Source organism: Rhodococcus sp. P4_E4 (genome assembly GCF_056401575.1).
The window spans coordinates 81,493-94,983 of sequence record NZ_JBFUJB010000007.1 but is presented as its reverse complement, the minus strand read 5'-3'; the positions used below and the strand labels follow the sequence as shown (position 1 = coordinate 94,983).

Sequence of the window (13,491 nt, the reverse complement as noted above, 5' to 3'; positions counted from 1 at the left end):
ATTCACTGGTGCCGACCCGACTTCGAGGGAGTGCGACGTGGACACGAGTCGAACAGAAGCGGCCGGCAGGCGACGGCAGCGCGGTTTTCTCACGCTGCCGAAGCTCGCTCACCGATCCAGAGACCCAAGGGAAATGCTGCTGTAGCGCAAAGCGATTCGGATCTGTTGTAGCGCTCAGGCAGGTCGAGGTGCGCAGTCGCGGTTCGCGGCGCGGTAAGTCACGTTGAGTGAGACGCCTGAACGGCGATATTGCGATCGGACGCCCATGCCGAGTGGGCCATGCGGAAGCCAAGTCGGCGTGTCATGTCGGGATAGGTCTTGCAGAGCGAGGTGTAAGCCGGCTTCATGTTTGTCGAATGGACGAGCTTAGTCACCAGCAGTAGTTCAAATGCGGCAGTTTCGATCCAATCGACATTCTTCGTGTATCCGGCAACCGCGCGGGCACCCGTTCTGCGACAGAAGTTCGTCAATACCTCGTCTGGCGCTGAGAGCACGCTGCACGAACCGAAGTAGACGACTTTGCCCTGACATCGCCCGTCGATCAATTCTGCGAGGTCGTCGAGTGACATTTGTTCGTGACCGACATCGAGTCGCTCGGCACTCCCATGAAATCCCAAGTATCCGAAGTCATATCCCCGGAGTCGCGTGTTGAGCCACCGATCCAAGTAGTACTCGAGTTCTGCGAGAGTAGCAATGTCACGGTGAACCAGCCGAATATCGTCGCGAGCCTCGAGCAGACGTAATGCAGGCTCAATGCTCAGTCTACTTTCGATGCTTTCCTCCCATTCGCCCTCCAAGCAAAACACTCCCGGTGGTCTTTTTGTAGTCATGGCGTAGTTATCCGTTGAAATGTGACTGCGTTACATCAGTTGTGTCGTCGGCCGGAGGGACCGGCGAGGCGGATTCCCCGATTCATCGACATTTAGTTTAGGCTACCCAAAACGACGTTAGGTCACCCTTGGGTGACGTGTGTCCACAGACGAGGGGATCAGTGTGAGCGTTCTTCCAGGTTCGAACTCCGGAGCGGCAAACGAAGCTACGTTTGCTCTCACAGGAGCTCAACTCGGGATTTGGAACGCACAAAGGCTTGATCCCGAATCTCGGAGCTATCTCGTCGGTGAGGTGCTCGAAATCTCGGGCGACGAACCGATCGACACCGAACTTCTGACGGCCGCCATCAGGGCGACGATCGGCGAAGCCGAAACCATGCGGCTGCGGATGATCGAGACGGCGGACGGCCCGCGTCAGTACATCTCCGACGAGCCGGTTGGCATCATCCCGATCACCGACGTCCGTGACGAGCGCGATCCCGTAGCCGTGGCGCACGCACTGGTCGACGCCGAGCGCAGCCGGGCGTCCGAGTACTGCCGCCTGATGGTGGAGCGCCCTCTGTACACGTACTCGCTGATCAGGCTGTCCGATCGCGAGATCTGGTGCATCCAGCTCTATCACCACCTGATCGTCGACGGATACAGCGCAGCAATGATTTCGCGTCGAGTCGCCGCGCACTACACGGCCGCGAAGAAGGGAACCGAGGTCGCGCCAACGCGATTCGGTTCTATGACAGATCTGGTCAGCGAGGACGAGGCGTACCGGGCGGGCAACCAGTTCGTCGAAGATCGTGACTATTGGCGTGATGTCCTGACGCCTTTTCCCGCGTTGGACGGACGCGGCCAGCAGGTCACCGGTCCGGCGGAACGAACGATCCAGGTTCGCGAGGTCATCAGTGCCGACGCCCTCGGCCGCCTCAAAGAGGTGGCAGACGCGACGGGAACAACGTGGGCCGAGGCGCTGATCGCCTGCTACGGCGCGTTTCTCCACCGGTTGCTCGGTGAGACGGATGTTGTCGTCGCGATGCCACTCATGGCGCGCGTGGGGCGCACGGCACTCAAGACCCCGGCCATGGCAGTCAACGTTCTGCCTCTCCGGTTGACGATTCGCAGCCACGATCGACTCGGTGACCTGAGCAAGCAGGTGGCCGCCACGATGAAAAGCCTGCGCGCACACCAGCGCTACCGCGGTGAGAATCTTGCTCGGGACCTGGGCGTCGCCGGCACGGGCGCACTGCTTCACGGGATCGGAATCAATCTCAAGGCTTTCGACTTCGCCCTCGATTTCGCCGGCGCTGTGGGTGTACTACGTAACGTCGCCGGAGGTCCGCCCGAGGACCTGGGTTTGACGGTCACCCCCATCGCGGACGGCGAAGTTCTCCTCGGGTTCGAAGTGGACGCGCGCACCAACACTCGGGATTCGGTTCAGCGTCGCCTCGCTGGTTTCGTGAGCATCGTCAACGCGATGGTGGGGGAGGGAGACCCTGCCGTCGGACAGGTGCAGATGATGCCGGCACCCGAAGCTGCGCGGATCCTTGCCGGCCGTGAAATTGAACCTGTGCCTGGCTCCGTCGCCCTCGTCCCGGACGTCTTCGACCGCATCGTCGCCGATCATGCGGATGACACGGTCCTGGTGTGCGGTGAGGAACGTCTGACAGGCGCAGAACTCGGTGGCCGCGTCCACAAACTCGCCCGGTTGCTTCGGGCTCGCAATGTCGGCCCGGACGACATTGTCGGACTTGCACTTCCGCGTACCTCCGAGATGGTGGTGGCTCTGCTCGCGACACTGAACGCGGGCGCAGCGTACGTGGCCCTGGATCCGCAGCACCCGGCCGAGCGGTTGCGGGATCTGATCGACGACGCGCAACCGAAAGTGGTGCTCACCACTTCCGCGCTGGCCGAGCAACTCGTCGGAGATTCTCGACCCGACCCGCTCGTACTCGATTCCGCCGCAGTGCGCGAAGACCTCCGTGCCCATTCCGAGTTTCCACTCGAACTCGGTGAACTGGCGACGGCGCGGCATGGTGATCACCTGGCGTATGTCATCTACACCTCGGGATCGACAGGCAAGCCCAAGGGAGTGCTGGTCAGAAGTGGTGGATTGGCGCACCTGCTTCACCATCACCGCGCCACCATCTACCGGGACACGGCCGAACGCGTCGGAAATCGGCAACTGCACACCGCGCATACGGCGTCGTTCGCCTTCGACGCGTCTCTCGATCAGCTGTTGTGGCTGCTTTGTGGTCATCGGGTGCACGTATACGACGAAGAACTGCAGAAGGATGCCGTTGCCCTGGTCGCGGCGTTCGAGCGAGATTGCGTCGACGTGGTCGACACGACGCCGTCGATGGCGGCAGCGATGGTGGACAACGGATTGCTGCGTACGCAGCGGTTGCAGCTCCTCGTCGTGGGCGGCGAGGCGGCACCGCCCGCACTGTGGGACGCGATCATCGAATCCGGTGTTCCCGCTCGAAACCTGTACGGCCCCACCGAAACGACGGTCGACGCGATCGCGACCACGGTCGAAGGTGCCGGACCGCGTATCGGGTACCCGCTCGCGGGGACCCGTGCGTACCTGCTCGACAGCGCGCTCGAACCGGTCGCCGACGGTGAACGAGGTGAGCTCTATCTGGCCGGACCGCAATTGGCCAGGGGATACCTCGGTCGCGCCGGAGCGACCTCCGAGCGTTTTGTCGCAGATCCTTTCGGGGCTCCGGGGGATCTGATGTACCGCGCCGGGGACGTCGCGCGCTGGGTACCCGGGCGGGGATACGACTTCATCGGTCGTAGCGACAAGCAGGTGAAGATCCGCGGACATCGCGTCGAGTTGAGCGAGGTCGAGGCTGTTCTCGGATCGGTGCCCGGAATCGGCGCGGCCGCCGCGCTGATCCGTACGGATGGTGGACGGCCCAGCCTGGTCGGCTACGTCGTAGCCGCCGCCGGCACAACGCTTCCGCCGCAGGAAGAATTGCGCCGAGACCTCGCCGGTCGCGTACCGGATCATTTGGTTCCGGCCGCGATCGTCGTTCTGGACGAACTGCCCGTCACGGTGAACGGAAAGCTCGATCGTGCGGCACTACCTGCGCCGGCTACCGAATCGGAAGGTCGCGCTGCATCGACACCGCACGAGGAAATCCTCTGTGACGTGGTGGCCGAGGTGCTAGGCCGCGAGCGCGTCGGCGTGGACGAGGATTTCTTCGGTCTCGGTGGTGACAGCATCACGGCAATCAGTGTCAGCAGTCGCCTGCGGGTGCGCGGACTGGTCGTTGCTCCGAAAGAGCTACTTGCACAGCGAGATCTGGGAACCATCGCCGCTGCGGCGCGTGAGATTGCCGATGACGCCGACGCCGTAGCCTCGGTTGCGGACGTGGCGACCGGCACCGTGATCGCTCCGCCGATCGTTCGGGCACTGATCGACAAGAATCCGACAGACGAGGCAATTGCGGGCTACGCGCAGTGGACCGCAGTGCGCATCGACGACGGCCTCTCGCTGGGCGACCTGCAGTCCGGCGTGCAGACGATCCTTGATCACCATGACGCTCTACGTCTGCTCCTGCGCCGTGACAACGACAGCGGCACTACCGAATTGATCGTCCGGGACGCCGGCGCGGTGCGCAGCGAGGGACTCGTTCGCGAGGTGTCCGACACCTCGGAGCTGCCCCGGATCAGAGAGCTCGCGGAGGCGTCGGCGGCGAGTCTCGACCCGCGCGCCGGTGAACTCCTGCGAGTCGTACTGGTCAATACCGCGGCCGGTCGACCCGACCACTTGATCGTCGTGGCTCACCATTTGATCGTCGACGGTGTGTCCTGGCGAATTCTGCTTCCAGACCTCCACGAAGCTACCGATGCAGCGCGCGAGCGTAGGTCGGCCCGGCTGGGTGCTGGCGGAAGTTCGTGGCGCCGATACGCGGGGTTGCTCGCAGAATTCGGGGCCTCGGGCAGCAGGGCGTCAGAGCTCGAGTACTGGAAATCCGCGTCGGTACAGGCGGACGACGAGCCGATCGGCAGTCGTCGTCTCGACCCGAAAGTCGACGTCACCGCAACCGCCTCTCGCACGACAACTGTTGCACCCCCGGCTGTCACCGACGCGCTGTTGACCACGCTTCCGGCGGCGTATCGAGCCAAGGCCGACGAAGTGCTTCTCGCGGGTTTGATGCTTGCCTTGCGCTCATGGCAGCACGGCCGCGGCCTCATCGGGATGCCCGCGCAGACAGTCACCGTCGAAGGCCATGGCCGCGACGCGCTCACCAGCGACACCGACTTCGCCGGAACCATCGGGTGGTTCACCAGTGAGTTCCCCGTCCGGGTTCCCACCGATGCACTGCTCACCGCAGACGATCTTGCCGACGCACTGAGCGGCGGAGCAGCAGCCGGGCATCTGCTTCGTGCGGTGAAGGAAGCAAAACGCGCCGTACCCGGAGGTGGAGTCGGCTACGGAGTTCTGCGGCATCTGGATCGCGACACCGCACCTGACCTTTCCGCGTGCGCTACACCTGAACTGTTGCTCAACTATCTCGGCCGCTTCCCGTCCCTACCCGGAACCGGATGGCGATTGCCGGAGCAGGATCCATTCGCGGTCATCGAACCGGCGAGCAAGGCAATGTCGGAAGTGCTGGCGCTCAACGCATTTGTCCGAGAGGACGACTCGACGACGCTGGCAGTCGAATGGACTGCGGCGGGTTCAGTGCTCGACGCCGCGACGATCGTCGAGCTGCAAGAGCATTGGGAACGTGCGCTCGCTGCCCTGACCGCGCATGCCGCGCTCTTCGAGGGTGGTTTGACGCCTTCCGATTGCTCGGCGACGATCTTCGGCCAGGGCGCGGTGGTCGATCAAGCCGGGATCAACGAACTCGAAGCCGTCCACGGACCGCTTGCCGATGTACTTCCGCTGTCGCCGCTACAAGAAGGCCTCCTGTTCCACGCGGTCCGTGACGGCGAAGCAGACGTCTACACCCTTACTGCACGCTTCGACCTCTCCGGCCCGTTGGACGAGGTGAAGTTGGCCGACGCGTTCGAGACCGTGATCGACAGGCACCCGAACCTACGCGCAGCTTTCCACTACGAGCAGTTCGAACGGCCCGTTCAGATCATTCCGCGCGGTGCAAAAGTCGAGTGGCGTTCGGTCGACCTGACCTCCGTTCCAGCTGACACTGCATTCCGCTCTGCAGATCAGCTCGAGGACGAGGCCGCCGATTACGTCTTCGATGTCAGTACACCGCCTCTGCTGCGTGCGCTGCTGATTCGGCTGCCCGGCGGGGTGCACCGTTTGGTCCTCAATGCGCATCACCTGCTCACCGACGGGTGGTCGACTCCGATCGTCCTGCGCGAGCTGATGAACGTCTACCACGACGGCGATGCGCACCTTCCTGCGCCGACGCCGTATCGCGACTACTTGGCATGGATCGCCGGCCGTGATCAGGACTCTGCCCGCGCAGTGTGGAGTGAGCGTCTGCGTGGGCTCACCGCGCCGACTCTCGTTGCCGACGCAGGGGCGCCGCGAAGTGTGCCCGTCGCGCTCGAGGTTCCTCTCGCGACATCGGACGCCGAAGCGCTGATCGAACTCGGTCGTGCGCGAGCGCTGACGGTCAACACCCTGGTTCAGGGTGCGTGGGCAGCGGCGCTCGCCGAAGCGACGGGACAGTGGGACGTCGTGTTCGGGGCCACGGTGTCCGGCCGACCTGCCGAACTCTCCGGGGTGGAGGGAATGGTCGGGTTGTTCAGCAACACGATTCCGGCCCGCCTCGACATCGTCGCGGATCAGCCCTTGCTGGATCAGTTCGTCGGTCTGCAGAACGCGCAGTTCGACATCGTGGACGTCGAGCACACCAGTTTGGCCGAGATCGAACGCATCGCCGGGATCGGTCAACTGTTCGACACGCTCCTGGTGTTCGAGAACTTCCCGAACTCCGGTGCGGGACAGCCTGCATCGCACACACTTCGAGTCGAGGGATTCACCAACCGCGGAGTCACGCACTATCCGATGACGTTGATGGCGCCGCCGAGCACCGGTCTGGATCTGGTCCTGTACCACGATCCGGCAGTTGTCTCCGAAGCCACGGCGCAGCGAATGGTCACACGGCTCGCGGAGATCCTGCGTGGGTTGCTGACCGAGCCGACAGCTCCCGCATCCGCGGTGCTCTCGGTTGTCCGACAGACCCGCCGCGTTGCCGATGCGGTGGCTGTCACAAAAATGGTGGCTGTCACGAAAAAGGCGGCCGCGTCTGATCAAGCGATCGATGTCGATCCAGCGGTCGTCGATGCAGTGTGCGCCTGTGTCGCAACGGTGTTGGAGATTCCCGACGTCGATCCGGGCGACAATTTCTTCACTCTCGGCGGTCACTCGCTCACAGCGATGCGGTTGGTGGGAAGTCTGCGGAAGCTGGGAATACGCGTCGTCGTCTCCGATGTCTTCGACACCCCGACCCCCCACGGTCTTGCAATGGCCGCACGCGTCGATCAGAAGAAGTTCTCGCCGGATTCGGTTGCTGTCGTCGATCGACCCGCCGTGACCGTGGCGACGTTCCGCGCCCCGGCAGTGGCGGGAAATCCTGATCACGAGCGGTATTGGGTTCGCACGCTCGCGGGCTTGCCCCTCGAAACGGACCTTCCCTACGATCGCCCGCGCGGCGAAGAGTACCGCCCGCACACCTACGTTCGTCAGCTACGCGATGCTCGGTTCGGTGACGGATCAGGATTCGACGCGGTGCTGTTGGCCGCAGTGGCGGCGACGCTGAACGGCTTCGGTGGCGGTCGGGACCTTGCGGTCGGACTGTTCTCGGAAGGGACTGACAGCCTGATTCGGGTCGATCTGTCCGGTCGGCCGAGAATTGCCGATGTCGTTCGACGAGTCGAAAACGCTGTCTCTGAGGCACTTGCGCATTCCGATGTCAGCCTGGACCGAATCGCCGATCTACTCGGGCGTCCCACCAGCAGTCTGTTCGCTGCCCGTGTCGGTCACTCGCCCGGAAATAGCGTCGACCTCGAATTCGTCCGAACCGCAACAGAACTTCGATTGACGGTTGATGCCGGGCTGTTCGACGCCGCGACTGCGGACGCATTGCTCGACGGTGTGATCGCGGTCCTCGGTCACGAAAACAGCACTGTCGTCGCGGATCTGCGATTGTCGGAAAGCAAGTGGGATCGCGATCCGGGCCGACGCGCGACGCCGCCGTCGGGGATCTCGCAGTTGTTCGCTCGACACGTCAGCCGTCACCCCGACGACGTCGCGGTGATCTCCGGCGAGGTCGGAATTACCTATGGGGAACTGTCGGCGCGCGTCGACGAGCTGGCCCGCGAACTTCTCGCGGCCGGCGCCGGACCCGAGAAGGTAGTCGCCGTCGCGCTCGATCGAGATGCGGATCTGGTGGCCGGACTGCTCGCGGTACTGCGTATTGGTGCGGCGTACCTGCCACTCGACGTCGACTACCCGAGTGAGCGGCTCGAGTTCATGATCGAGGACGCGGCCCCGGTGTGTGTCCTGACCAGTATCGACAGCGCCGGGCAACTTCCGTCGACGGTCGCCACGAGTGTCTTCGTGGACGGTGAGTTCACCAACTCGGGCGTTGTGCTTCCTTCACCGCCCGCGGCGGGTGATCACCTCGCCTACATGATCCACACCTCCGGTTCGACGGGTCGCCCCAAGGGCGTGATGGTCTCGACGGGCAACCTCGCGGCCTTCGCGGACACGGTACTCGAGGATTGCTGGATCAGGCCCGGCGATCGCATCGTCGCGGTGACAACGGTGTCGTTCGACATCGCCGCACTCGAGTTGCTGTGCCCGCTCGCAGCGGGCGCGACTGTCGTGATCGCAGACCGCAGGACGGTTCGCGATCCGGATGCGTTGTCGGCGTTGATCATCGCAAGCGATGCGACAGTGATGCAGGCAACGCCGGCTCTGTGGCGAGTGGTCACCGAACACGAGAACGCAGTCGGGCTCGCCATGGTGCGAGCCCTGGTGGGAGGGGAAGCCCTCCCGCAGGATCTGGCTGACGATCTGGTGGCCAACGCTGCTTCGGTCCGGAATGTCTACGGACCCACCGAGGCCACGGTGTGGGCGACATCTTCGGTCATCACGACCGGCGACCGAGTCACGATCGGTCAGCCCTGGACCGACGTGCACGTGCGAATCCTCGACGACGACCTGCGTGAGGTTCCGGAAGGCGTTGCGGGCGAGCTGTATCTGGGCGGTGCGCAGGTGGTCCGCGGATACCTGAATCGCCCCGATCTGACCGTAGCTCGGTTCGTTGCCGATCCTTCTCTGCCGGGGGCACGCCTCTACCGCACCGGTGATCTGGTCCGACGCAGGCGAGGGGTTTTGCAGTTCCTTCGTCGTGCGGACGATCAGGTGAAGGTTCGCGGTTTCCGCATCGAGCTCGGCGAGGTCGAAGGCGCGCTCGGATCGGTGGCCGGTGTGTTCCGCGCGGCAGCCACCGTCCGTGTCGATGCGGCGGGCACCGGAAGTCTGCACGGATATGTGGTTCCCGAAGGTGGAACCACGCTCGATTCGGTTCTGGTGCGCAAGGAGATTGCGCGGCTGCTCCCCGAGCACATGGTGCCGCAGAGCATCACGGTGCTCGAAGCACTCCCGCTCACCCTCAACGGCAAGGTGGACCGAAAGGCATTGCCCGACACCGCGCCGGATCGTGTGCCGAGCCCACTCGTAGCCGTCGATGCGGATCGTCGGGCACGGCTCGAGTCGCTGAGCCCGGGCTGGCAGGACGTGCTGCCACTCGGTCCCTTGCAGGAAGGCATGTACTTCCAGTCGGTTCTCGACGGCGCCGGCGGTACGGATGTCTATCACATGCAGCCGCGATTCGAGTTCTCCGCCGATGCTGCCGTCGACGTTCGCTCACTCCGAGCAGCGGGGGATGCGCTCTTGCGGCGCTATCCGAACCTGCGGGCCGGCTTCACACACGCCGGTTTCGACGCTCCGGTGCAGTTCGTGCCCAGGGCAGCCGAAATGCCTTTCCGCGAGATCGATCTGAGCGCAGTTGCGACCGAGGACATCGATCGCGAGGTTCGCGCCGTCGACGAGGCCGAATTCGGCACGCTCTTCGACTTGAGTGCACCACCACTCATTCGAATGGTGCTGGTCTGGTTACCGGGTGGGGGAGCGCATCTCGTCTTCACTCAGCACCACCTGCTGACCGACGGTTGGTCGCAGACCTTGATGTACGCGGAGTTGTTTGCGCTCTACGAGTTTGCTCGCACTCACGGCACGGACCCGGTTGGACTCGACGGCGCGCTCGACAAGCCTGCGGACTTCCGTGATCACCTGCGATGGATCGCCGAAGCGGATCGCACGGACGCCCTCTCGTCCTGGAAGGACTACCTCGCGGATCTCGAGCAACCCACACTCGTGGGTGGTACGGGATCAGGCGGACGCGCTCCGTTGCCGGTGTTCACCCGCGTTCAGCTCGAACAGAGCATCACCGAGCACGTTCGCGAGCTGGCCAGACGTAGCGGAGTGACGCTGTCCACCGTCGTCTCTGCGGCGTGGGGCCTGGCATTGCGCGCCGTGACGGGGCGTGACGACGTGGTCTTCGGATCGACGGTTTCGGGACGTTCACCCGAGGTCGAGGGCGCCGACCGCATGGTGGGCTTGGCGCTCAACACCATTCCCGTGCGTGTCCGGGTCCGGCCAGGCGAGGAGATCTCGGCGTTGCTCGGACGCCTGTTCCGTGCACAGGGATCGCTGCTGGGGCAGCACCATCTCGGGCTCGGCGACGTGCAGCGAAGCGCTGGGTTCGCAACACTGTTCGACACGCTCTACGTCTTCCGCAACACGCCTCGTGACGAACAGGCACGTCGAGACACGTTCGGGCGCAGTGGAATCGTCGGGTTCGACGCAGTGGACGGCACCCACTATGCGCTCACGCTCGACGTGGATCCGGGGGTCGGGGATGCGCCGATGGCGCTCACTCTCGAAAATCGTCCCGACCTGATTCCCCACGACGTGGCTCGGGACGTTCTTTCACGCACCATCACGATCCTCGAAGTGATGGCGAATTCCGATACCGCCACGGTGGCGGACACGGCGGTTCCGCTTTCGCGCACCCCCGCGGAATTCGCTTCGGAGCACATTGTGATGCCGCGGCCGGACCAGGCCGGCGGTAGCGTGGACGCCTTGCTCCGCGAAAGGGCAGCGGCAACTCCGGACGAGACGGCGCTGGTCTTCGGAGACGTCACACTGAGCGCAGCCGAGATGAACACTCGAGTGGACAGGCTGGCACGGATACTCGCTTCGGCGCTGGGGCAGTCGGTGCCAGGCGCGGGATCGACCCGTGTTGTGGCGCTCGCACTTCCGCGTACCGCCGATCACGTCGTAGCGATCTTCGCGGTCATGAGAACCGGAGCGGCATACCTTCCCTTGGATCTGGCTCACCCGCCGGCACGCCTGCGCGAACTGATCCTCGACAGCGATGCGGCGCTGGTGATCACCACGACTCAGACGCGTGACCTTGTTGTTCCGGACGGACAGGTATGTCTGGTCCTCGACGACCCGGACGTAACCGGGGTACTCGACGGGCAGTCCCCGGCACCTGTAGTCGACGAGGCCGCGGTGTGCGGGCCGACCTCACCGGACCAGCCTGCCTACGTCATCTACACCTCGGGCAGTACCGGAAAACCCAAGGGCGTCGTGGTGGGTCACCGCGGGTTGACGACGATGTATCACAATCACAAGGCCGAGATCTTCACTCCGACCGAAAACAGTGTGGGTGGCCGACGTTTGCGCATCGCGCACACAGTCTCGTTCTCGTTCGACATGTCGTGGGAGGAACTGTTCTGGTTGCTCGCGGGGCATGAAGTTCACGTGATCGACGAGCAGGCGCGACTGGACCCCGCGTCTCTGGTGAAGCATTACCGCGAAGTCGGTATCGACGTCGTGAATGTAACCCCCTCGTATGCACGGGAACTGATGGCCGCCGGTCTCCTCGACGGGGAGCGGACGCCTGTGTTGGTGATGCTCGGAGGAGAAGCTGTACCTGCCGAACTGTGGTCGCGATTGCGCGATCAGGACGGTGTCGACGGGTACGACCTTTACGGGCCGACGGAGTTCACGATCAACGCGATGGGATCCCCGGTTCAGGGGAGCGAGACACCGTGCTTGGGTCGTCCGATTCTGAACGCGTCCGCGCGGGTACTCGATTCGGGGCTGCGGGAGGTTCCGATCGGAGCGGCGGGCGAGCTGTACATGTCCGGTGACGGAACGGCGATGGGTTACCTTCACCGGACCGCGCTGACATCTTCCGTATTCGTCGCTGATCCCTACTCGGTCGGTCACCGCATGTACCGCACGGGTGACGTCGTTCTGCGTCGCCGCGACGGCGAACTCGAATATCTGGGTCGCGCAGACCATCAGGTCAAGATCCGAGGCATTCGGATCGAATTGGGTGAAGTGGAATCCGCGCTGGCGTCGTTGCCGGGAGTGTTGAGAGCGGCAGCGTCAGTCCGTAGCGAAGGCGGTGGGCCGCCGCGACTGGTCGGGTACGTCATCGAAGAACCCGGCGCTGATTCAACCGATCTGCGAGCTGCGTTGCGGGAACGCGTACCGGCACACCTGGTTCCGTCGGACATCGTCGTCGTGGATTCGATTCCGCTGACGCCCAACGGAAAACTGGACCGCGGTGCGTTGCCGGCACCCCCCGCCCGAGCAGCGGCCCGAGCACCGCGAACCGAGATGGAAAGGCAACTGTGCCAGGTCTTTGCGCGGGTACTCGGCGTCGAGGCCGTCGATCCCGACGAGAGCTTCTTCGATCTCGGCGGCGACTCGCTTCGAGCCATGCGACTGGTGGGGGAGATGGAGCATGACCTGTCGGTGAGCGTCGGTGTGGGAACGCTGATGGCCCGTCCGACAGTTGCAGAACTTGCAGCACACCTTGGCGAGTCGGCGTCCGAAATCGATTTAAGTCGCGATCGCCTTCTGACACTCCGAGCCGAAGGCAGCGAAGAACCACTGTTCTGCGTGCATCCGGCCGGTGGATTCGCTTGGCCCTTTGCACCTTTGATCGGTGTCCTCGAGGCTGACCGTCCACTGTTCGGCCTGCAACTTCCCACAGTTGCCGGTGAGCCACTCGAACCGACGAACGTGGACCAACTGGCAGCGATGTACGTCGACACGATTCGGGGCGTTCAGCCGAGCGGGCCGTACCACCTGCTCGGCTACTCGTTCGGTGGCAACGTCGTTGCCGCGATGGCGGTTCAGCTGGTCGGTATCGGCGAGACGGTGGAGTTCGCCGGTCTGATCGATACTCATCCACTGGGAGATCGTGACGATCGCGGTCGCGACGATGCCGACGACCGAGATCTGGCCGCCGCCCTGCCACCCGAGATCCTCACTCAGGCACCGGGACTGGTCGAGGATGTTCGGGCGGGTTTTGATGCCACTCGTTTGCTCGTGGCCCGCTCGACTGACACAACCTACGACGGACCGGTTACTCTGATCACCGCCGACGCCGAGGCGTCCGGACAGCTGCTGGCCGATCGCTGGCGCAGAGTCCGCGGGGACCGGGACATGGCAGTACACCATCTGCCGTACGACCACGCCGGATTGGTGACCCCAGCCGGGTGGGCGGCAATTGCCCCGCTGCTCGACAGCCATTTGTCGAAACGCACGGCCACATAGTTTGAAAACCACACAGTTGAAACACAATGGGAGCTC

The 13,491-nt window shown here is 64.0% G+C and carries 2 protein-coding genes; one reads left to right on the top strand and one right to left on the bottom strand.

Annotation, left to right across the window (positions count from 1 at the left end; translation table 11 throughout):
- Positions 1–218: 218 nt before the first annotated feature.
- Positions 219–830, bottom strand: coding sequence for a DUF6642 family protein (locus tag AC1DVN_RS10935; protein ID WP_477845960.1), 612 nt, complete (start codon positions 828–830; stop codon positions 219–221).
- 163 nt (positions 831–993) lie between these two features.
- On the opposite strand from AC1DVN_RS10935, the gene AC1DVN_RS10930 reads away from it, so the two are divergent.
- Positions 994–13,455, top strand: coding sequence for an amino acid adenylation domain-containing protein (locus tag AC1DVN_RS10930; protein ID WP_477993791.1), 12,462 nt, complete (start codon positions 994–996; stop codon positions 13,453–13,455).
- Positions 13,456–13,491: the final 36 nt, after the last annotated feature.

Excerpts from the sequence above, each read along its gene's own strand:
- AC1DVN_RS10935 (WP_477845960.1), bottom strand. The coding sequence starts at position 830 with ATGACTACAAAAAGACCACCGGGAGTGTTTTGCTTGGAGGGCGAATGG.